General features: G+C 61.7%; 19 protein-coding genes. 10 read left to right on the forward strand and 9 right to left on the reverse strand.

Features of this window, described 5'->3' with window-relative positions:
* Positions 1-67: 67 nt before the first annotated feature.
* The 3 genes from mobB to IB264_RS10370 are packed head-to-tail and all read right to left on the reverse strand — an operon-like array spanning position 68 to position 2,182.
* A complete protein-coding gene (gene mobB / locus IB264_RS10360; protein ID WP_025427256.1) occupies positions 68-595 on the reverse strand; it encodes a molybdopterin-guanine dinucleotide biosynthesis protein B in 528 nt (175 codons plus the stop codon).
* A complete protein-coding gene (mobA, locus tag IB264_RS10365) occupies positions 592-1,257 on the reverse strand; it encodes a molybdenum cofactor guanylyltransferase MobA (protein WP_051509168.1) in 666 nt (221 codons plus the stop codon). Before mobA ends, mobB begins: the two co-directional genes overlap by 4 nt.
* A gap of 16 nt (positions 1,258-1,273) precedes the next feature.
* Entirely contained in the window at positions 1,274-2,182 is a 909-nt protein-coding gene (locus IB264_RS10370) for a DMT family transporter (protein ID WP_025427254.1), read from the reverse strand.
* Between the two features lie 455 nt (positions 2,183-2,637).
* On the opposite strand from IB264_RS10370, the gene IB264_RS10375 reads away from it, so the two are divergent.
* Positions 2,638-5,190 (forward strand): methyl-accepting chemotaxis protein, encoded by a 2,553-nt coding sequence (locus IB264_RS10375; protein WP_025427253.1) that lies wholly within the window; start codon positions 2,638-2,640, stop codon positions 5,188-5,190.
* A 266-nt stretch (positions 5,191-5,456) separates the two neighbouring features.
* Here IB264_RS10375 and moaA read toward each other — a convergent pair whose 3' ends face one another.
* Positions 5,457-6,506 carry a GTP 3',8-cyclase MoaA gene (gene moaA, locus IB264_RS10380; protein ID WP_025427252.1) on the reverse strand — a complete coding sequence of 350 codons (1,050 nt, stop codon included), beginning with the start codon at positions 6,504-6,506 and terminating at the stop codon, positions 5,457-5,459.
* A 148-nt stretch (positions 6,507-6,654) separates the two neighbouring features.
* Here moaA and IB264_RS10385 point away from each other — a divergent pair, with 148 nt between their 5' ends.
* The gene (locus tag IB264_RS10385; protein WP_025427251.1) at positions 6,655-7,029 is read left to right on the forward strand and encodes a gamma-butyrobetaine hydroxylase-like domain-containing protein; all 375 of its coding nucleotides are present in this window, start codon (positions 6,655-6,657) and stop codon (positions 7,027-7,029) included.
* 54 nt (positions 7,030-7,083) lie between these two features.
* Positions 7,084-8,874 carry a monovalent cation:proton antiporter-2 (CPA2) family protein gene (locus tag IB264_RS10390; protein WP_375154961.1) on the forward strand — a complete coding sequence of 597 codons (1,791 nt, stop codon included), beginning with the start codon at positions 7,084-7,086 and terminating at the stop codon, positions 8,872-8,874.
* 26 nt (positions 8,875-8,900) lie between these two features.
* Here the strand turns inward: IB264_RS10390 and IB264_RS10395 are convergent, their stop codons facing one another.
* Entirely contained in the window at positions 8,901-9,386 is a 486-nt protein-coding gene (locus IB264_RS10395) for a MarR family winged helix-turn-helix transcriptional regulator (RefSeq protein ID WP_025427249.1), read from the reverse strand.
* A 47-nt stretch (positions 9,387-9,433) separates the two neighbouring features.
* Here IB264_RS10395 and IB264_RS10400 point away from each other — a divergent pair, with 47 nt between their 5' ends.
* The 3 genes from IB264_RS10400 (at position 9,434) to IB264_RS10410 (ending at position 12,034) form a co-directional block, all read left to right on the forward strand.
* Positions 9,434-10,342, forward strand: coding sequence for an alpha/beta fold hydrolase (locus IB264_RS10400; protein WP_025427248.1), 909 nt, complete (start codon positions 9,434-9,436; stop codon positions 10,340-10,342).
* A 212-nt stretch (positions 10,343-10,554) separates the two neighbouring features.
* Positions 10,555-11,163, forward strand: a complete 609-nt coding sequence (locus IB264_RS10405) for a pyridoxamine 5'-phosphate oxidase family protein (protein ID WP_025427247.1) — start codon at positions 10,555-10,557, stop codon at positions 11,161-11,163.
* Positions 11,164-11,227: 64 nt separating this feature from the next.
* Positions 11,228-12,034, forward strand: coding sequence for a M15 family metallopeptidase (locus tag IB264_RS10410; RefSeq protein ID WP_038576151.1), 807 nt, complete (start codon positions 11,228-11,230; stop codon positions 12,032-12,034).
* A gap of 33 nt (positions 12,035-12,067) precedes the next feature.
* On the opposite strand, the gene IB264_RS10415 is transcribed toward IB264_RS10410, so the two are convergent.
* The 3 genes from IB264_RS10415 to fumC form a co-directional block, all read right to left on the reverse strand.
* Positions 12,068-12,712, reverse strand: coding sequence for a L,D-transpeptidase (locus IB264_RS10415; protein WP_025427245.1), 645 nt, complete (start codon positions 12,710-12,712; stop codon positions 12,068-12,070).
* Between the two features lie 175 nt (positions 12,713-12,887).
* Entirely contained in the window at positions 12,888-13,958 is a 1,071-nt protein-coding gene (locus IB264_RS10420; RefSeq protein ID WP_025427244.1) for a GGDEF domain-containing protein, read from the reverse strand.
* Positions 13,959-14,147: 189 nt separating this feature from the next.
* Complete coding sequence (gene fumC, locus IB264_RS10425; protein ID WP_025427243.1) at positions 14,148-15,539, reverse strand: class II fumarate hydratase; 1,392 nt, start codon at positions 15,537-15,539, stop codon at positions 14,148-14,150.
* Positions 15,540-16,072: 533 nt separating this feature from the next.
* Here fumC and IB264_RS10430 point away from each other — a divergent pair.
* Complete coding sequence (locus tag IB264_RS10430) at positions 16,073-17,968, forward strand: murein L,D-transpeptidase (protein WP_025427242.1); 1,896 nt, start codon at positions 16,073-16,075, stop codon at positions 17,966-17,968.
* A gap of 253 nt (positions 17,969-18,221) precedes the next feature.
* On the opposite strand, the gene IB264_RS10435 is transcribed toward IB264_RS10430, so the two are convergent.
* Complete coding sequence (locus tag IB264_RS10435; RefSeq protein ID WP_025427241.1) at positions 18,222-18,899, reverse strand: HAD family hydrolase; 678 nt, start codon at positions 18,897-18,899, stop codon at positions 18,222-18,224.
* A gap of 223 nt (positions 18,900-19,122) precedes the next feature.
* Here IB264_RS10435 and rpiA point away from each other — a divergent pair, with 223 nt between their 5' ends.
* The 3 genes from rpiA (at position 19,123) to gor (ending at position 22,098) form a co-directional block, all read left to right on the forward strand.
* A complete protein-coding gene (gene rpiA, locus IB264_RS10440) occupies positions 19,123-19,818 on the forward strand; it encodes a ribose-5-phosphate isomerase RpiA (RefSeq protein WP_025427240.1) in 696 nt (231 codons plus the stop codon).
* A gap of 121 nt (positions 19,819-19,939) precedes the next feature.
* Positions 19,940-20,488, forward strand: coding sequence for a DUF2059 domain-containing protein (locus IB264_RS10445; protein WP_025427239.1), 549 nt, complete (start codon positions 19,940-19,942; stop codon positions 20,486-20,488).
* A gap of 218 nt (positions 20,489-20,706) precedes the next feature.
* Positions 20,707-22,098: a glutathione-disulfide reductase gene (gene gor / locus IB264_RS10450; protein ID WP_025427238.1), complete on the forward strand. Its 1,392-nt coding sequence runs from the start codon at positions 20,707-20,709 to the stop codon at positions 22,096-22,098.
* Positions 22,099-22,208: the final 110 nt, after the last annotated feature.

Genomic DNA, 22,208 nt, shown 5'->3' on the forward strand with positions numbered 1-22,208 from the left:
GACCGCGTGTCGTGACTTCGCGCGGGTAAGCCCTGCGTTTCGCTTGCTCAGCAATGACATGACGGCGTTAACGAGCGCCGCTGTTGCTTTGCAAGCCGGTCACGCGCTCGACAAAATCGGCAATCGTATTCGTGTCGTCGAGATCGAACACGGGCAGATCCGTGTCCGTAACCGGGTGATCGGCGGCAATGGCGCAGATATGCGGATCGGTCGGAGCCAGAGGTTCGCGGTTGGCCGATTCCAGCCGACGGGACTCGATCTTCGGGATCGGCTCGCGCTTGTAGCCTTCGACCAGAACCAGATCGCACGGGGCGAGCCGGGCGATGATTTCCTCGAAACTCGGTTCCGGCCCGCCGCGCAGTTCATGCATGATCGCGAAGCGCGTGCCTGACACGATCGTGACTTCGTGGGCGCCTGCCTCCCGGTGGCGGTAGCTGTCGGCGCCCACCTTGTCGATGTCGAAGTCATGATGAGCGTGCTTGACGGTCGAGACGACGAAGCCGCGCCGTGTCAGTTCGCTGACAAGCCGGACCATAAGCCCGGTCTTGCCGGAATTCTTCCAGCCGGCGATGCCGAAGATTTTCGTCGCAGTCATGCGCTGTTCTCCCCGAGAATGCGAAGCCATTCCTCTGCCCGCAGCAGATCGTCTGGTGTGTTGACGTTGAAGAAGGGGTCGAACAATCCACTGGCTGTGGTGGTCATCGGAAAATCGACCGTGACCGATGGATGGCGCTCGATGAAGGCGCGCACGCGGCGTTTTGGGTCGGTTGTGATCCAGTGTTCTAGGTCATCGGCGAGCGCGACCGGCCATAGGGCAAAAAGCGGATGCAGGGCGTCATCGGATAACGCAACGGCAATCTGCTCGCGCTGCGTCATCGCATCGGTCAGGCGTTGGGCGAGGTCGTGCGGGAAGAAGGGCGTATCGGTGGGCACGACGAGGACATGCGTTGCTGCCGGCGTGATGGCGGCCGTGTGGCGCATGGCGGTCAATACACCGGCGAGTGGGCCAAGAAAGCCGGGCACGGTATCGGCGATGACAGGATGCCCCACGATCGTCTTCTGCTCGGCTGCGCCGTTGAGGTTGATGGCGATGCTTGCGACCTGTGGCCGGAGCCTGTCGATAATCCGCGATAGCATCGTCTTTCCGCCGAGGCTCAATCCGGACTTCGGATGACCCATCCGGCGTGAAAGCCCGCCGGCAAGGATCACGGCCGGCCACGGTGGGTGTCTCGCATCTGGTGTCTTGACTGTTGGCATCGGGCTTTCGTTGTTCCTATTCGAGCGGTCCGGTCAGCGAGCTTTGGGCTATCGGCTTCTTGCCGCGCCGGCTCTCGCGATAGAAGGTGTAGAGGCCGGAACCGATGATCACGGCAACACCAAGCAGCATCCATGCATCCGGCTTCTCCGAGAAGAAGAAAATGCCGATCGTGATCGCAAACAGCAGGCTGGTGTAGCGAAAGGGCGCGATAACGGAGATATCGCCACCGCGCATGGCAAGCACGATCGTCTGGTATCCGACCATCAGAAGCAGGCTTGCGGCAGCGATGTGGGTCAGCGTGGTCGAGGACATCGACTGCCATCCGCCAAGCGGTACGATCATTGCGGCACCGACCAGGGTCGTCACGAGCGCCGTCGTCACCGTGATGTAGAGCGAGGGGATGTCGTGGTCGATGCGGCGGGTGCAAAGATCGCGCGTGGCTGTGCAGAAGACACAGGCAACGACCGTGAGTGCGGCCGGTGTAAAACCTTCCGGCCCCGGGCGAAGGACGATCAGCACGCCGATGAAGCCGACGAAGATGGCGGTCCAGCGCCGCCAGCCGACCGGCTCGCCGAGGAATACGGCGGCGCCGAGCGTCACGGCCAGCGGCAGCGCCTGCATGATCGCGGATGCATTGGCGAGCGGAATCTGTCCGAGCGCCGAGATGTAGGTGATGGACGCCAGCGCCTCCATGATGATGCGCAGGATGATGACCGGCTTCATCATGGTGCGAAGCGGACGAAATGCCCGGAAATGCCGGGCGATGACGATCACCATCAAGGTGGTCAGCAGCCCGCGCACGAACAGGATTTGGCCGACATTCATCGCCCCGGTCACCGATTTCACCAAGGCGTCGTTGCAGGAGAAGGCGACCATCGCCAGGCACATGAAGACGATGCCGCGGAAATTGCTGGAGGATTGCATGCGGGCTGTCCTGCGGCGCCGGATCGGGCGGAAACCTGACGGCGGATGGGAAGGCGAATCCGTTGCCGGATCTCGCATACCGTTTAAGCATCGGCCGCCATTTTGTGCAAACACCAACCCGCCGACGGCGGATTTTTCTTCCAGCGCAAGTAGAATTTTCGGGCAATGGCGAGATCAACCCGGACGAAGACTGTCCGCCGTGCAGAAAATGCGTTCTCCCGAACCGGTTTCTATTCGCGGAATCTTAAGTTTCACTGCCTATCGTCATCGATGATTCCGCTTCCAATCGCATGACGCGATCGGTGGATGGCGTGCGCCGGAACCTTGGCGGCGCGTCATTCCAGAGATGTCGGTCGGGGCCTGGGAGGTGCTTCCGCCGATATTTCACCCGTGCTTCCAGCAAGAAGAAGCCACCGCGCGGACATGTCTCACATAAGAATAATCTGGGGTCCGCAATGTCTTTCATCGATCGTCTATTACAGCGACTGCGAATCGTCACGAAGGTTCTGCTCTTCGTGGTTCCTCTGGTGGCTCTGATCGCGGGTATCGGCCTCATCGGCTTCTTCACGGCGCGAACGCTGAACGGCCACATGACCGTGACGCGCGAAACCATCAACAATCTCTCGGATTTCCAGGCGCTGCGCAGCGCGCTCCAGAGTTTTGCCGATGCGCCGAGCGAAGAAACGCGAGGGGCGCTCAGCGCCCAGATCGACGAACAGGAAAGCGGCGTCCGTTCGCTTGACGGCTTACTGACGCGCGAGGCTGACAAGTCAGAGATCGCCTCCGTGCTGTCGCTCGGTGAAGCCATGCGCGCCCAGACCGAAAAGCTCTGGTCGATCAAGGTCGAACAGGATCAGGTGACGGCTTCGCTCGAGGCGGCGCTGACAGACATGACGACGCAGGGCAACAGCGCCTACAAACAGATCGACATCATCCGCAAGGAATCGGGTGAGAAGGAAGCGTTTGCCAAGGCGCTGCTGTTCGATGCCGCCGCCTATCAGGGGATCGCCGAGCGGATCAAGAAATTCCGCCTACCGGTGACGATGGCGGCGAACGCCGACGCCAAGATCGATCAGGCGGGCAAGTTGCTGCCGCACCTCATCAAGCAGATCGAGGACGCCGAGACGATCGCTTCCGAAAAGGTTCAAAAGCCGATTGCCGAGCTGAAGGATTTGGCGCTGAAGGTCCAGGCGATCCTTGCCGGCGCTGAAGACAGCGAGACCAAGAAGAACGCGTTGGTGCCGATCCTCAGCAAGTTCTCGAAATACGAGGCCGACTTCGCCAAGGAAGCGGCCAAGAACTCCGACACAGCCGCCAAGCGTTTCGTCGGCATGGACAGCGAGATCTCGCAGTTGAAGACGCTGATCGCGCTGATGGGCGATACCTTCAAGGGGCTAGACAGCACGCGGCTGCATATCAGCGAGCTACACCGCAAGCTCGACGCGGAAGGCCGCGATCTGGTGCTGGCCGATATTCAGGCCGTTCGTGACAGCGCGGCGAAACTGTCGGAGCTTGGTGGCAAGAATGCCGCGCTGCGTGACCTGCCGGCCAAGCTCAAGCCGTCGCTCGACAACATCGACAAGGGCACGGCCGCGCTGATCGACGTCGGCGGGCGCTGGCAGGAAGCCAAGACCGCGGCCTCGACACTGGTTGCCGGTGCGAGTGCGACGCTGGAAAGCTTCGTCAGCAGCGCCCAGGAAGCCGGCAAGGTCGACAGCCAGCGTTCGGCTGACATGTCGATCGTGGCGATGGTGGCCGGAACGCTGCTTGCAATCGTCGGCGGCCTGATGCTGGTCGAGACCCTGCGCGGCCCGTTGAAGCGCGTGACCGAGACGATGACCCGGCTTGCCAACGGCGATCTCGACGTGGCGATCGAAGGCCGCAACCGCGGCGACGAGATCGGCGACATGGTGCGTTCTGTAGCGGTGTTCCGCGACAACGCGGTCGAAAACGTCCGGTTGGGACGCGAGGCGGAGGCCGCCCGTACGTTATCGGCGGAAGACGAAGCCCGCCGCGCCGAAGAGCGTGCCAGGATCGAGGCCGAACAGATGCAGGCGCTTAACGCGCTTTCTGACGTGCTGGCGGAGCTTGCCGCCGGCAATCTCGAAGAAGGCATGGCGGAAGACCTGCCGGCCGACTACGTGATCATGGCGCGCACCTACAACAACGCTGTCGAGGCACTGCGCGCCACGCTCAGCGATGTGCGTATGGTGACCGGCGAGATCACCGGCGGCACCAGCAATCTCTCGGCCTCGGCCGACGATCTGGCGCGGCGGACGGAGCAGCAGGCGGCCGCGCTCGAGGAAAGCTCGCGCGCCTTGCGCCAGCTGACAGAGATCGTTCGCTCGACGGCCGAAAGCGCCCGCAAGACCACTGTCTCGGTCGACGAGACCAATTCCTACGCCAAGCATTCTGGCCAGGTCGTCGCCAAGGCGATCGACGCCATGGCGGAGATCAACCGCTCGTCCGAGAAGATCAGCACGATCATCAGCGTCATCGACGAGATCGCCTTCCAGACCAACCTTCTGGCGCTCAATGCCGGCGTCGAGGCGGCGCGGGCGGGCGAGGCGGGTCGCGGCTTTGCCGTGGTCGCGCAGGAGGTACGGGAGCTCGCCCAGCGTTGTGCTGGTGCTGCGCGTGAGATTAAGGGGTTGATTTCCGACAGTTCGGCGCAGGTCAGAAGCGGCGTGGCGCTGGTGAAGGAAACCGGCGACGCGCTTGCAGTGATCAACGACCACATCGGCACCATCCATCAGCTCGTCAGCAACATCGAGGCCGCCGCCGCCGACCAATATACGGGGCTCAACGAGGTCAACTCGGCGGTGCACGAGGTCGAGCTGCTCACCCAGCAGAATGCGGCCATGGTGGAGGAAAACACCGCCGAGATCCACGGCCTGCGCCGGCAGGTCGAGGCGCTCAACGAAAAGATCGAGCGTTTCAAGACCGGTACCTCGACGGTCGCGAGCCAGGCCTATGGCCGTGGCTATGGATCGAACTACGCGGCTTGAGCGAGCCGGCGGGCGGCATCTGCCGGCTGCCCCTCACCCTAATCCTCTCCCCGCAGACGGGGAGAGGGCACGTGCCACGCGACAGGTTTTCGACTGCTTCGGCTCGTTTACGGCGCCATTCCCAACATGTCGATCGCGCATCCTTGCCCGACTCACTTCGTAGCGGTTGACCTTTGTCCGGCCCGCCGCGCAGGCTCAAGGCTCAAGGGAGGCGAGAGCGCTGCCACGCGTGCTCTTCTCCCCGCTGGCGGGGAGAAGAGGGCGGATCAGCCGCCGGTGACGCTCATGTGGCGGGCAACGGCCGGGCGGTTGTGCTCACGATCGATGATGAAGTCGTGGCCCTTCGGCTTGCGGCCGATTGCCTCGTCGATCACCTGGCCGAGATACACGTCGTCGTCCGAGGCCCGCAGTGCTGTGCGCAGGTCGGCGGCGTCATTCTGGCCGAGGCACATGTAAAGCGTGCCGGTGCAGGTCAGCCGGACGCGATTGCAGCTTTCGCAGAAATTATGGGTCATCGGCGTGATGAGGCCGAGCCGGCCGCCGGTTTCGGCGACCTCGACATAACGGGCCGGTCCGCCGGTCTTGTAGGCGATGTCGGACAGCGTGAACTGCTGCTCAAGCTGCCGGCGCATTTCCGACAGCGGCATGTAGTGATCGGTGCGATCTTCCTCGATCTCGCCCATCGGCATGGTTTCGATCAATGTCAGGTCCATGTCGCGACCGTGCGCCCAGCGCATCAGGTCGGGGATCTCGGCGTCGTTGAAGCCTTTCAGCGCAACGGCATTGATCTTGACCTTGATGCCGGCGGCTTGGGCCGCGTCGATGCCTTCGATGACCTTGCCGAGATCGCCCCAGCGGGTGATCTGGTGGAATTTCGCGGGATCGAGCGTGTCGAGCGAGACGTTGATGCGGCGCACGCCGCAATCGGCCAGTTCCGCGGCGTGTTTCGCAAGTTGCGAACCGTTGGTCGTCAGCGTCAGCTCATCAAGGCGCCCGGCCTCGATCTCGCGGCCGAGTTCGCGCACCAGAAACATGATGTTCTTGCGTACCAGCGGTTCGCCGCCGGTCAACCGCAGCTTGCGCACACCCTTGGCGATAAAGGCGGAACAGAGCCGGTGAAGTTCTTCCAGCGTCAGAAGATCCTTCTTCGGCAGGAAGGTCATGTGTTCCGCCATGCAATAGGTGCAGCGGAAATCGCAACGATCGGTAACGGACACGCGCAGATAGGTGATCGCCCGGCCGAACGGATCGATCATCGGGGCGGTTCTGTCCTCAAGCGGCCTTGCGCCGGCTTTCACTATCGCTGCTGTGTTCAAATGTCTTTCTCCCAGCCCCTTCAATGTCGCCAGCAAACGTGGTCGCGTCAAGGCGCATCCTGTCGCAAAGTGTTGATTGGAAAAGCCGGGTAATTCTCCACGGGCGATTCTTCAGTTAAGCGTGAGCTTGAAAACAGGAGCAGACATCATGAGCGAAATCTGGCCGACGGAACTGCGTGTATCGAAAGATCGCCACCGCCTCGTCGTCGCCTTCAATGACGGCGCAACCTTCGACCTTTCGGCGGAGATGATGCGGGTGCTTTCGCCGTCTGCCGAGGTGCAGGGGCATGGACCGGGTCAGCGGGTGACCGTGCCGGGCAAGCGCAACGTCCAGATCATCTCGGTGCAGCCGACCGGAAACTACGCCGTGCGGATCGGCTTCGACGATTTTCACGATACCGGCATCTTTACCTGGACCTATCTCCGCGAGCTGGGCGAGAAGGGCGAGGAGCTTTTTGCGGCTTACGAGCAGGAACTCGCCGACAAGGGCATGTCGCGCGACAAGACCGAAAAGCCACGCTGAACCATCTGAAAAGGAGAGGGTCTATTGGCCGAAGCATCTGATGCGAATGACCTGATGCAGGTGGTCGTGCTGTTGACCGCCGGTGTCGTTGCCGTGCCGCTGTTCAAGCGCATCGGGCTCGGGTCGGTGCTCGGCTATCTCATTGCTGGATTGGTGATCGGCCCGTTCGGCCTGCGCTTCTTCACCGAGCCGCAGGCGATCCTCCATGTGGCCGAACTCGGCGTCGTGATGTTCCTGTTCATCATCGGGCTGGAAATGCAGCCGTCGAAGCTCTGGAGCATGCGCAAGGATATCTTTGGCCTTGGCGCGGCACAGGTGCTCGCCTGCATTGCCGGCCTGACCGGTGTCGGGTTAGAGCTCGGCTTTGCGCCCATTCCCTCCTTCATCGCCGGCACCGGCTTCGTGCTGACCTCGACGGCGATCGTCATGCAGATGCTGCAGGAGCGAAACGAGATTTCGACGCTGAAGGGCCAGCGCATGATCGCGATCCTCCTGTTCGAGGATCTGGCAATCGTGCCGCTGCTGGTGCTCGTGACCCTGCTTGGCAGCAGCGGGGCTGCGAGCGAGCCGTCGGAGCGCTGGATGGCGATCGGCATTGCTTTTGCAGCGCTTGTGGCGCTGGTGATCGCCGGTCGTTACCTGTTGAACCCGCTGTTCCGGCTGTTGGCAGCCGCGGGCGCACGCGAGGTGATGACCGCAGCGGCGCTGCTTGTGGTCCTCGGTTCGGCGCTGGCGATGCAGCAGAGCGGCCTGTCGATGGCGATGGGTGCCTTCCTTGCCGGCGTGCTGCTTTCTGAGTCTGCATTCCGCCACCAGCTCGAAGCCGATATCGAGCCGTTTCGCGGCATCCTGCTCGGCCTGTTCTTCCTTGGTGCCGGCATGGCGATCGACCTGTCGGTGATCGCCGCCAACTGGCAGGTCGTTGTGATTTCCGTGCTCGCCTATATGGCGCTGAAGGGCGTGCTGATCTATGCGGTCGCGCGGCTGCTGCGTGCCTGCCACAGCGAAAGTCTGGAGCGGGCGGTGCTGATGGCGCAGGGCGGCGAATTCGCCTTCGTGCTCTATGCCGCCGCCGTCTCGGCCGGCATCATCGATGCCGAAGCCAATGCGACGCTAACGGCGACGATCATCCTGTCGATGATGCTGACCCCGATCGCGATCTTCATCCATGGCCGTCTCGCCAAACCCGAGCCGCCGAAGACTGACGATCTGGAAGTGCCTGAGAATGTCGAAGGCACGGTGCTGATGATCGGCTTCGGCCGTTTCGGCCAGATCGTCAGCCAGCCGTTGCTGGCGCGCGGTTACAAGCTCTCGCTGATCGACAAGGATGCGGACTTCGTGCGCGACGCTTCGAACTTCGGCTTCCGGGTCTTTTACGGCGATGGATCCCGCAGCGATATCCTGCACGCGGCAGGCGCAGCCACCGCAAGGGCAATCCTCATCTGCGTCGACGACAAGGCGGCGGCGATCAAGATCGCCCACACCGCCAAGGAGGAGTTTCCGCTGGTGCCCGTGCTGGCGCGCGCGTTCGACCGCGGTCATGCCATCGACCTCCTGCACGCCGGGGTGGACTTCGAGATCCGCGAGACGTTCGAATCGGCGCTCGCTTTTGGCACTGAAGTGCTGAATGTTCTGGGCGAGGATGCTGAAACAGCTGCGGATGTGATCGAAGAGTTCCGCGACCTCGACAAGGAGCGCTTTGCGCTCGAAACCATCGGCGGCATCTATGCCGGGCGACAGCTGATCCGAGGCAACGCGCAGCCGTCCGACATTATCGCCTCGCGAACCGCGCGCGAGCGGGCGGAAGCGGAAGCCCGCGAGGCACAGGAAGGCTCAGCCAGCTAAAGACTGGCTCGTGCCCGGTCCGGCAGTCAGGCGAGTTCGTTCTCGTCCCTGAGCAGAACGGCGATGAGCCGCTCCATGGATTGTGCCACGACCATGCAGTCCTCGAGCGGTGCGCCCTCCATCGACTTTTCGATGAGGCCGGTCTGAACCTCCATGGCCTCTTCCGTCAGCGTGCGCCCGGTGGGTGTCAGCGACAGCCGAAGCACGCGCTTGTCCTTGTCGTCGCCGCGGCGCTCGATCAGCCCGCGTTTTTCCAGCTGCGGCAGCAGCATGCTCATGTTGGACCGCCCCACCAGCAGCTTGCGGGCAAGCTCCTGCTGCGAGATCCCGTCAAAGCGATAGAGGTTGATCAGGATGTCGAGATGAGGCGGCTTGATGTCGAGATGCGCGAGCGAGCGCGTCATCGTCTGCTGCATCAACTGACAGGCGCGCGCGACTGCAATCCAGCTACGAAAACGCGGGTGGTCCCAGGGGAAATGATGCTGTTCGTTCATCACTTGCTTTTTGTTCATCGTTGTACAATAATGTTCAGCATTGAACATATCAAGAGATTCTCACTATGGCATCCTTTGCGATCAAGGTCATCCGCCATGCGCTTGCCGGCGTGTCGGTCATTTCTCCCGAGGCCGCCGGCCGGCTCGCCTTCAAACTGTTCAGTGTTACGCCCGGCCGCAAGCCGAAGAGCGCCAAGGAACGCGCGGCCCTTGCCGCTGCCGTCCCGGTGATCGCCAAGGGCGAGCCGGTGACGCTTTCCTATGCCGGCGGGTGGGTCCTAGCACGGCATTTCGCGAGCCCGCGCAATGCCGCCAACGCCAAGCGCGTGCTGCTGGTTCACGGCTGGGGATCGCGCAGCGATTATCTCGCCACCATGATCGAAGGGCTGGTTGCCAGCGGAGCCGAGGTGGTAACACTTGACTGGCCCGGGCATGGCGCCTCGCCGGGGCGGACGCTGACGATGCCGGCCGCCGTCAGGGCGATCGATGCCGCCTGGCGGCATTTCGGGGGCTTTGACGTCAGCGTCGGCCATTCCTTCGGAGGCGCCAGCCTTGCCTGTGCGGCCGGTGGTCTCGTTTGCGACGTGCCTAGTCATGTCGCAAAAAAGCTTGTCCTGATCGGTGCACCGAGCGAGATGACCTGGCTTTTCAAGGGCTTCGGAAAAGTTCTTCGCCTTTCACCCAAAACCCAGGGCGCCTTCGAAGGCGTCGTCGAACGCCTGTCCGGCCGCCGGCTGGAGGATTTCGATGCGGCCAGGATCCTTGAGGTGCGGGCCGTTCCGACATTGATCATCCATGCGGAAGATGACAAGGAGGTTTCGGCCGACCATGCGCGCCGCTATGCGGCGGCCGGACCCAATGTCGAGCTTCACTGGGCGAATGGCTACGGCCATCGCCGCATCGTATCGGCAAGCCCGGTGATCGACAGGATCAATGCTTTCGTCCATGCCGAGGATCGAAAGGCTGCTGCCTGACCGAAGGCTGGTCGCGCATCCGCGTTCTCGCGTCCGATACGGCTTCGGAAGATTTCGCTGATGCCGTCATATGCCCGTCATGCTATCCGTCGAAAGGATCACTTCGACCGCGGTGTTACCGTCTTTCGCGAGGCGAGCGCCGCTGCTGATATTGAGTTGGCTGCATGAAGCCGGATAACGGTTTGGGCATCATGCATTTGCGGGAGGACGGCATGTCGATCATCACCTCGGTCGAGGAATTGAACGCGCTTTACGGCGGCGTCAGCGAGGCATCGGTGGCAAAGGTCACCAAAGTGCTGACCGCAGAGTACCGGCAGATGATCGAGGCATCTCCCTTTGCCGCACTTGCGACCGTAGGTCCCGAAGGGCTCGACTGTTCTCCGCGCGGCGACGACGAATGCGTTGTCCGGGTCGCCGACGACAAGACGGTTCTGATGCCCGACTGGCGCGGCAACAACCGCGTCGATTCGCTCGCCAACATCGTGCGCGACCCGCGCGTGGCGCTGATGTTCCTGGTGCCTGGATCCAACACCACCATGCGCATCAACGGCACCGCCGTCGTCAGCATCGATCCGGCGCTGACTGACTCCTTCGAGATCGATGGCAGGAACCCGCGCAGCGTCCTCGTCGTCACCATCGGCGAGGTCTATTTCCAGTGCGCCCGCGCCTTGATGCGATCGCAGATCTGGAATCCTGAGCGCTTCATCGATCCCGCGACGCTTCCGACGCCCGGTGCGTTGCTGAAGGCCGCCAAGGCCGATTTCGATCGGGATACCTATGACCGCGAATGGCCGGAGCGCGCAGCCCAGACCATGTGGTAGGCTGAACGGCCGAGCGGGTTTGCGAACGACCGCGGAGCCGACGCAAGCCAGAGATGGAAACGTGATGCGACGTGGATCTATAAGCGCGTGTCTTGGTGCCGCCGTTCTGCTTGTCTCGGCCTGTGTCAGCAGAGGCTTGGCGGCCGAGCCGACGCTCAGCGAAAAGCTCGAACTGCTCGCCAGGGCCTATCCGGAGGCGGTCGCCGAGGTCGGCCAAGACACGCTGACCCTGCGCGATGGCGGCCCGGCGCTGCCGATCGATGATGGCAGGCAGAAGAGCCACGCCGAAAAGCTCGCATCCGGCGATATCGAGGACAGTCTTTCGCAGATCTATCCGCTTGGTCCCTGTGCCAAGCCGCCGGGTGTGGATTTCGATCCGGGCCGCATCCGCAGCGAAGCCTTGATGAAACGTCTTTATGGGGGCAGTGCTGCGGGCGTCAGGCGCGATCTTGTCGTGGTTGACTGGTTCGGCGAGCGCCTGAGCGTCACCAGCAGGCACGGTGTGGCCAAGGCGTTGCAGGCGGTCGGGCGCGAGCTTGCCTCACGACCAAAGCTGAAGCGGTATCTCGTGCCCAGTGCCGGGACCTTCAACTGGCGCAACATTGCCGGCGCGCACACGCTCTCGGTGCACAGTTTTGGCGCGGCGATCGATCTCAACACCGGCTTTGCCGACTACTGGCGCTGGGCGGGCGGAGGCAAGAGCGGCGCGGCGCCCTACCGCAACCGCTATCCGCTGGAGATCGTCGAGGTCTTCGAGAAGCATGGTTTCATCTGGGGCGGCCGCTGGTATCATTTCGACACCATGCATTTCGAGTACCGGCCGGAACTGATCGCCATTGCAAGACAGGCGGGTGCCTCCGCCTGTCGATAGGCTGAGTGTGGACGCCTTGCCTTGACTGGTCGGTCAGTCGCGAACGACCACAGTCGTGCCGAGCTGGACATTGGCATAAAGGTGCTCGACATCCTCGTTGGCCATGCGGATGCAGCCTGATGACATCGCCTTGCCGATCGACAGCGGCTGGTTGGTCCCGTGAATGCGGTAGATCGTCGAGCCGAGATACATGGCGCGGGCACCGAGCGGATTGTCGATGCCGCCCTCCATGCTGGCGGGCAGCACCTTGCCCTTCTTGGCTTCACGAACGCGCATGTCCTCGGGCGGCACCCAGGTGGGCCATTCGGCCTTGCGGCTCACGGTGTTGGTTCCGGTCCACAGAAACCCCTTCCGCCCAACGCTGACGGCGTATTTGACTGCGATGCCGCGGCCGACGACGTGGTAGAGGCGACGCTCGGAATTGTCGATGATGATGGTGCCGGGAGCGGCGGTCTCAGGGAAGGCGACGAGTTCTCGCGCGATCGGTGACTGGCTGATGTCGCCGCGCTTGGCCTTATAGCTGGCGCCGCCTTGCGACAGGACCTGAAGCCAACCGGTCTTGGCGGCGTTGCTGTCGAGGGAGGCGACGGTGATCTGACCCTGTGCCTTTTCGCCGGCGATTGCGGCTGATCCTGTCATCAAGACGATCGCGGTGACGGCTGCAAAAATGCGCTTCATGTCGGTTCTCCCCCTCGGATTGTGGGAACCGATCGTGCTTTCCGTAGCCGTTGGTCCCTGTTGCAACTGTTCTAGCGATTGCAATCAGGCCTGGCTGTTTCCAAGGGAACGAGAGTGCTGACATGAAAATGGCGCCCGATGGACGCCATTTTCATGAAGGGTATCTCGGACGTTGCTAACGTCGGTAGATCAGCCAGTTGCGGCCGGATTCCTTGCGCATGCCGTCTTCGAACAGCATCGTCTTGTTGCGGCCGGCATTCTTGGCGGAATAGAGCGCGATATCCGCCTTGTTGTAGAGATCGACGGCATCCTCCGCGGCGGTCGCCATGCAGACGCCGACCGACAGGGTGATCGGGCCATAATTGACGCCGGTCTTGGAATTTCTAAAGGGCGTGCCGGCCAGTACGGTGCGAATGCGATCGGCGACCTGCAGGCATTCTTCCTGGCTGCTGTCTTTGAGTATGACCGCGAACTCCTCTCCGCCGGTGCGGGCGACAAAGGCGTCGCGGCGGACATTGGCGCGGATGACGCTGCCGACCGTCGCCAGGATCTTGTCGCCGACCGGATGGCCGAACGTGTCGTTCACCTTCTTGAAGTGGTCGATATCGGCAACCAGCAGGCCGGTGAAGTTCTTCTCATGATCGTTGTTGTAGACGGCGGCGAGATTGTCGTCGAAGGCACGGCGGTTGGCGAGCCGCGTCAGCGAATCCGTATTGGCGATCCGCTTGTATTCGTCGAGTTCCTGGCGGATGACCTCCATCTCGAAGGACTTCTGCACCACGGTCTGCACGCGCTCCTTGCCCTGGCTCATCGTGTCGGCGGTCGCCTCGGTGAGGATACCGATGGCGTGGCGCAGGATGTCGGCGCTGGACGCGCTCTTGCTCGTTATGTTGACATAGGCTTCGTCGAGAACCTTGTTGTAAGTCTCGAGCGCATATTGCTCGTCCTTCAACAGGTTGACCAGTTCGGTCAGCTTGGCCGCAAGGCTGGTGTGGGCGCGCTCGATACCGGTCGAGCGATGGATATGGCTGAAATATTGTGCGCCGATCGCGTCGAGTTCCTCCTGGGTCGCGCGGCTGCCGAGAGCTGCGAGTTCCTTGGACAATTGCGGATTCGAACCGAGGTAGGCTTCGTAATAAAGCTCGTAATTGCGCGGTATCGGCGACACGCCCATCATGCGCATCGCATGAGTTACTTGTGCTGCGATATCCGGAGCTTGCGTTTTTCCAGAGGTGGCCGTTTGCATTCGCAAACCCCCAATATTACTCATTGCTTACAGGTACTGATTTTTAGGGGCAAATGATTTGCGAAGTCTTAATGATTGCTTCTGCGAATGAAGACAATTCGACTTAACGCAGACAATGCAATGTCCCGTCGATCCGGGCGAGGGCCGAGCCGCGACGCGGATTAAGGCGCCGCGGCAGGGGTATACGGATCAGGCCGGGCTGATCATCGTTTCCGGACGCACGATGGCGTCGAACTCTTCGTTGGTGACGTAACCGCCGCCGACGGCTTCTTCGCGCAGTGTCGTGCCGTTCTTGTGGGCGGTCTTAGCGATCTTGGCCGCGTTGTCGTAGCCGATCTTCGGCGCCAGCGCCGTCACCAGCATCAGCGAGCGGTCGAGCGCTGCCTTGATGTTGTCTTCGCGGGCCTCGATGCCGACGACGCAGTTGTCGGTGAAGGAGATCGCGGCATCGGCGAGCAACTGTACCGACTGCAGGAAGTTATAGGCCATCAGCGGGTTGAAGACGTTGAGCTCGAAATGGCCCTGGCTGCCGGCAAAGGTCAGTGCGGCGTTGTTGCCGAACACCTGGACGCAGACCTGTGTGAGCGCTTCGCACTGGGTCGGGTTGACCTTGCCCGGCATGATCGACGAACCCGGTTCGTTTTCCGGCAGCGAGAGCTCGCCGAGGCCCGAGCGCGGGCCGGAGCCGAGGAAGCGAATGTCGTTGGCAATCTTGAAGAGGGCAGCTGCTGCGGCGTTGATAGCGCCGTGGCTGAAGACCATCGAATCGTGGGCGGCAAGCGCTTCGAACTTGTTCGGTGCCGTGGTGAAGGCAATGCCGGTGATCTTGGCGATTTCTTCCGCGACCTTCTCGGCAAAGCCGATGGGTGCATTGAGGCCGGTACCCACGGCGGTACCGCCCTGCGCGAGCTCGCAAAGGCCGGGCAGGGTCAACTCGATGCGCTTGATCGAGGACGCGACCTGGGCGGCATAACCGGAGAATTCCTGGCCGAGCGTCAGCGGGGTTGCGTCCTGGGTGTGGGTGCGGCCGATCTTGATGATGTGATCGAACGCCTTGACCTTGGCTTCGAGCGCCTCGTGCAGGTGCTTTAGCGCCGGCAGCAGATCATGGATCACCCGCTCCGCGCAGGCGATGTGCATCGCCGTCGGATAGGTATCGTTGGACGATTGGCTCATGTTGACGTGGTCGTTCGGATGCACCGGCGTCTTCGAGCCCATGACGCCGCCGAGCATTTCGATTGCGCGGTTCGAGATGACCTCGTTGGCGTTCATGTTCGACTGGGTGCCGGAGCCTGTTTGCCAGACAACCAACGGGAAGTGGTCATTGAGCTTGCCGTCGATGACTTCCTGCGAGGCCTTGACGATGGCATCGGCAATGGTTGCATCCAGGCGACCGAGCGCCATGTTGGTGCGGGCCGCGGCCTGCTTGACGATGCCGAGCGCGCTGACGATTGCGACCGGCTGTTTTTCCCAGCCGATCTTGAAGTTGCCGAGGGAACGCTCGGCCTGGGCGCCCCAATAGCGGTCGTTTGCCACTTGGATGGGGCCGAACGTATCTGTTTCCGTGCGCGTCGATGTCATCGTGATCCCTGCCTTCGTCATGCGGTTCATGAAGTCTGGGCGAGGGGACGCGGTCGCAACCGGCTGTCCCTTCCCCAAGGTGCCGGGCCTCTCTCTGCCCCGGCTGGCAAGGCTTGTAAAGAGGTGGCCCCGGAGCTGGCAATGCTACAATCGTTTGAAAGGCGGGCGTGCGACAAAGAGCGGCCTTTGCAGTCGTGCAGCGGCTGATTCGCGTGCGCGCGGCGAACCCGGATTCCTTGTGGCGTTTCAGTCACATTCGTTGCCTTCCTTTAAGGCTCGCATTGCTCGCCTTGCCGTGCGGGCCGGGTGGCAACGACACTAATGTCGATGCAAATCAAATTTTTACGCCCCCTCGAACGTCCTGGAAATCAAGCGGTTTTTTTACCACGCAGAGGTGTTTTCATGCACGTTCGGGGAGGCGCGTTTCCTTTTCATTCACCATCCTTTTCTATAAGTTTTAGAGCACGAGGGCGTGGCGAGAATCTGGCTAAAGCCGAGTTCGGCGACAACGCGATACGGGGACGTAGTTTCACATGAGAATTTTCAAGACGGCAGCGATCGTAGCGCTCATGAGCAGCTGTTCGATTGCAACCTTCGATGTGCGGCCGGCTGCGGCCATCACGTTGATGGACCTTATCCGCGGCGGCAGACAGAAGACGCCGAAGCAGGAGATGCAGTCCGGCCAGCCGCTGCCCGGTGTCGGTTCCATGGGGCAGCCGCAGCAGAGGACGGTCTCCACGCCGCTGCCGAAGGTGACCGGCCCTCGCTATTATACCTACAAGGCGGAACCTCTGCGCCGGGTCGATACCGGTAGGCTGCTCGATCCGGTCGTCACCGGTTCTGTGCGCAACGAAGCGCTGCCGCCAATGCTGCGTGCGGCGCTCACCGATGCCCGTCAATTCATGCCTGACGTTGAGGTTCGCACGACCTCGAATGTGGCAAAAGCCATCGAGACCCATTACGGCTCGCGTTCTGATTTCGTCTGGATCGACGGCACCGGTGTCAACGCGCGCGCAAAGGGGGCGATTGCCGTTCTTGCCGATGCAGCAAAGGTCGGTCTCGATCCGCAGGATTATGCCGTTCAGGTGCCTGCTGATGAATTCGACCGCGGCGATATGATCGCGCGCGAAAAGGAACTTGTTCAGTTCGAAATCGCGCTGTCGGCGGCAACGCTTTCCTATGTCGAGGACACGGTGCGTGGCCGCATCGATCCCAACAAGATCTCCGGCTATCACGATTTCAAGCGCAAGACCGTCGATCTCTCAGCCTTCCTCGATAGGATGTCGGCAAGCTCCGATGTTGCCACGCTGCTCAACGATCAGAACCCGAAGAGCGAACAATTCGCTGCATTGTCGGTTGAACTCGAGCGCCTTCGTGCAGAGAAGAGCGTGGAACAGCGTGTCGAGATCGCGCCGGGCACGCTCCTGAAGCCGGGCCAAAGCAATCCGGAACTTGCCAACATCGTCGCCGGGATCCGCATCAAGGGTTCCGAGACGCTGAAGTCGGATCACGCCGCAGTGCTCGCGGCCTATCAAGGAACCCCTGAGTACACGCCTGAGCTGGTTCTGCTCGTCGAAGCGTTCCAGAAGGAGAATGGCCTGAAGGCCGATGGCGTCGTCGGTCAGGCGTCGCTGCGACTCCTGACCGGTGGCGACACCGTGGCAAGCAAGATCAACAAGCTCGAAGTCGCGATGGAACAGGCGCGCTGGCTTCCCGATGGGCTCGGCAACCGCTACGTCTTCATCAACCAGCCGGCCTTTACCGCGTCCTATAGCGACAATGGCGCCGAGCAGTTTTCGATGCGCGTCGTCGTCGGTTCAAAGGCGAACCAGACCTATTTCTTCCAGGATGAGATTCAGACCGTCGAGGTCAATCCATACTGGGGCGTGCCGCAGTCGATCATCATCAACGAGATGCTGCCGAAGCTGCGCAACGACCCTGGTTATCTCGATCGGATGGGCTATCAGGTTGAGATAGGCGGGCGCTCAGTGCCGTCGTCTTCCGTCAACTGGACCGGATCGACCGCCTCGGTTGCCGTGCGCCAGCCGCCGAGCAGCGACAACGCGCTTGGCGAACTGAAGATCCTGTTCCCGAATGCGCATGCCATCTACATGCACGACACGCCGTCGAAGAGCTTCTTCAAGCGTGACCAGCGCGCACTCAGCCACGGTTGCGTGCGGCTCGCCGATCCGCGCCGGATGGCAGCGGCCGTGCTTGGCACCAGCGTCGAGGATGTCGGCAAGGAAATCGGCGGCGGCAGCAACAAGGCGTTGCAGGTGCCGCAGAAGGTTCCTGTTTACGTCGCCTATTTTACCGCCTGGCCGAACAAGGACGGTGTCATCGAGTATTTCGACGACGTGTATGAGCGCGACATGTACGTGAACCGCGCCCTCGACGCCACCCGCGACGCTCGCCGGGCCGAGGGGTAAGTCCCAATTAGGCGATGGCGCCACTCGCACTGGCACCGTGTTCGACGACAGAATTTCAGACCCCGTGGAGCTTCTCCATGGGGTTTTTCGTTTAGGTGGTGGTGACGCGAGAGGAACGCAGCGTGTTTTTGCGATGCGAGAAGCGGCGCGACGCAGGAACCTGCTACGTGCGCGCTGCCAATGACGATTGATCTTAGTGGGCTCTATCCTCGATCAGATGCGGATCAAAACCTCAGGCGCAGCGCCCGCGCGCTTACTTGCCGTTGAAAAGCCCTGTCACCAGCGCCGGCGTCAACTCGTCGAAGTGGCGGATGATCACTGTCGGCTCCAGGCTTTCGATCGGCACGTCGGAATAGCCGAACGGCACGGCGATCGACGGGATCGCGGCGTTTCGGGCGACCAGAATATCGTTGAGGCTGTCACCGATCATCACCGAGTGCGCGGCACTGCCGCCGGCATTGGCGATCGTGCGCAGCAGGTGGTCGGCATTCGGCTTGCGGATTTCGAACGTGTCGCCACCGGAAACCGCCGCGAAGCGATCGATGAGGCCTAGGCGCTCGAGCAGCCGGTTTGCCAGCATCTCCGGCTTGTTGGTGCAGACTGCGAGCTTGAAGCCCGCCGCCGACAGCCGGTCGAGTGCGTTGAGCATGCCCGGGTAAGGCAGGGAATCACCCGGCATCGAGCCATGATAGAAGTCGACGAACTCCTTCATCTGCCAGGCCAACGCTTCTTCATCGAGCGGCTTGTTGCGAAGCGCAAAAGTCCGCTCGATCATCGCGCGGGCACCGTGGCCAACGAGATGGGTGAGGTCGCGGTAGGTGACCGGCTCGACGCCGGCCTGGGTCACCGCATGGTTGAGGCTCGCCACCAGATCCGGCGCCGTATCGACAAGGGTTCCGTCGAGATCAAAGACGACAATGGGGGAAGACAAGAGGTGAACCTCGCGTAGCCGGAAAGAGTTGTCGTTCGGGTAGGCGAAGTTGCAAGAGAATGCAATGGCAAGTGTGTGTGGGAAGGGACCAGGAATCCGGGCCGGGCCCCTGATTTTGGCTTTTGTTTGCAGCTTTGGGCGTGTAAGTGTCTCAGCGGAAAACGGATGGAGAAGGTGGGTAACCGCATCCACATCCGGTGGGTAAAAAGGGAGCGACTGGCGTATGGACGCCCGCCAAATGAAAATCAAAGCCGCGGCAGCGGCGCTCGAACATGTCGAAGACGGCATGCGTCTCGGCATTGGGACGGGATCGACTGCCGAGGAGTTCGTTCGGCTCCTGGCCGAGAAGGTCGCTGCGGGCTTCCGCATCGAAGGCGTTCCGACCTCCGAGCGTACTGCGCGGCTGTGCCTGGAGCTTGGCGTGCAGTTGAAGTCGCTGGACGAACTTCCGGAACTGGACCTGACGATCGATGGTGCCGACGAAGTCGATGGTCAGTTGCGACTGATTAAGGGCGGCGGCGGCGCATTGCTGCGCGAGAAGATCGTCGCGGCCGCTTCCAAGCGCATGATTGTCATCGCCGATGAATCGAAAGTCGTCGATGTTCTCGGCGCATTCAAGCTGCCGATCGAGGTCAATCCCTTCGGCCAGGTGGCAACGCGCATCGCCATCGAAAAGGTGGCCTCGCGTCTCGGTCTTTCCGGTGACATCTCCGTGCGCAACTCAGGCGACGGCCCCTTCAAGACGGACGGTGGACACCTCATTCTTGATGCATCTTTTGGCCGTATTCCTGATGCAGATGCGCTCGCGGGAGAGCTGAATGCCATTCCGGGCGTGGTCGAGCATGGACTTTTCATAGGCATCGCGTCGCTGGCAATTATTGCCGGACCGGAAGAGGCACGCATTCTGACCGCATCTTGAGCCGGTTCCCGTCGCTCCCTGGGGAGCAGGGGCCGGTGAAGAAAACAGGTTACCACACATGCGGGCCTGGCGGCGGCAATCGCCCCGGCAGCATGCGACAAACACAGGAGCATGGATAAAAATGAACAAACTCGCAGGTCTTGTCCGCACTTTCGCAGCCACCGCGGTTCTCCTTTCTGCATCCATTCCGGTTCAGGCTCAGGACGTGTCCGACGCCCAGATCAAGGCCGCGCGTGCGACCATCGCTGCACTCGGCGTGACCAACAACTTCGACAACATTCTGCCGAACCTCGCCGAGCGTCTGAAGAATACTCTGATCCAGGCTTCGCCGAACTTCCAGGAGCTGATCACCGCGACCGTCGACGAAAAGGCTTTGACCCTGGCAGCGCGTCGCGCCGATCTCGAAAACGAAGCCGCGACGATCTACGCCAAGACCTTTACGCTTGAAGAGCTGAACGCCATTACCGAGTTCTACAAGTCGACGGCCGGCAAGAAGCTTCTGAACGACGGCCCGATTGCTTCGCGCGAATTGTTGAAGGCGGCAGACATCTGGGCAGCCGGCGTGTCGCGCGACCTCAACACCGAAGCCACGAAGTCGCTCGACGCCAAGGTCGGCACTTCGGCTCCGCCACGTATTGAAGGCACCGTTGAGACACCGCCCGCCCAATAATCCGCGGTCGGTCGGAGAGAGCTCGGGTCAGCTGGGCTAAACATCACGTTTTGGGGAGCCCGGAGCAATCCGGGCTTTTCTTTTTCTGCAGTGCAACACTATATGTGCCTGCGACGGGGGACTGCCCCCCGAGCGGGGCGTGCCGCCGGCGAAAATGCCTGGTCCGCGGTCCCCTAATTGTCCTAATTGCAGCTTGCACGACCTTCAGGAGTTCGCCCATGCCCGCTTTCGACTATGACCTCTTCGTAATCGGTGGCGGTTCGGGTGGCGTCAGAAGCGGCCGGCTGGCGGCAAGTCTCGGCAAGAAGGTCGCGATCGCCGAAGAGTTCCGTTATGGCGGCACCTGTGTCATCCGTGGGTGCGTTCCGAAGAAGCTCTATGTCTACGCGTCGCAATATTCGGAACATTTCGAGGATGCGGCGGGTTTCGGCTGGACCGTCGGCGAAAGTCGCTTTGATTGGCAAAAGCTCGTCGCTGCCAAGGAGCAGGAGATCACGCGGCTCGAAGGCCTCTACCAGAAGGGGCTCGCCAATGCCGGCGCGGAGATCCTGCGTACACGGGCTGAGCTTGTCGGCCCGAATACGGTTCGCCTGCTCGACACTGGCAAGACCGTGACCGCCGAACGTATCGTCATTGCTGTCGGCGGCCACCCGACGCCGCATGACGCGCTGCCGGGCCATGAACTCTGCATTTCCTCCAATGAGGCTTTCGATCTGGCGGAACTGCCGAAGTCGATCCTGATTGCAGGCGGTGGCTATATCGCTGTCGAGTTCGCCAATATCTTTCATGGTCTCGGCGTCGAAACGACACTGATCTATCGCGGCAAGGAAATCCTCTCGCGTTTCGATCAGGATCTCCGCCGCGGCCTGCACACGGCGATGGAAGAGAAGGGCATCCGGATCCTTTGCGAAGACATCATCCAGTCGGTCACGACTGACGCCGACGGCAAGCGCGTGGCGCAGACGATGAAACACGGCCAAATCGCCGTCGATCAGGTGATGCTGGCGCTTGGCCGCGTGCCGAACACCAAGGGCCTCGGGCTCGAAAGCGCCGGGGTGAACACGGATGAGCGCGGCGCGATCGTCGTCGACGCCTTTTCGCGCACGAGCGCGCCCGGCATCTATGCCCTCGGCGACGTGACCGATCGCGTCCAGCTGACACCGGTCGCGATCCACGAGGCAATGTGCTTCATCGAGACCGAATACAAGAACAACCCGGTATCGCCCGACCACGACCTGATCGCCACGGCCGTCTTCTCCCAGCCGGAGATCGGCACCGTCGGCCTCAGCGAGGAGCAGGCTGCGCGTCAGTTCGAAGAACTGGAAGTCTATCGTGCCGAGTTCCGGCCGATGAAGGCGACGCTTTCCGGCCGGAAGGAAAAGATGATCATGAAGCTGATCGTCAACGCTGCCGACCGCAAAGTGCTGGGCGCCCACATCCTCGGGCACGATGCCGGCGAAATGGCGCAATTGCTCGGCATTTCGCTGAAGGCCGGTTGCACCAAGGACGACTTCGATCGGACGATGGCGGTGCATCCGACAGCATCGGAAGAGCTTGTGACGATGTATGCGCCGTCCTATCGCGTGCGTAAGGGCGAGCGGGTCGGCTGAGCAGGGCGGTTGCTTTGCTGACGCCGGAAACCATGAATTCTGGTAGGATGCCTTTCCAAGCCATCGCTTAACGTCTATAAGCCCGCATCCGCGAAGTCACCGGCTTCGAG

Source organism: Ensifer sp. ENS11, assembly GCF_014851895.1.
Lineage (GTDB): Bacteria > Pseudomonadota > Alphaproteobacteria > Rhizobiales > Rhizobiaceae > Ensifer > Ensifer canadensis.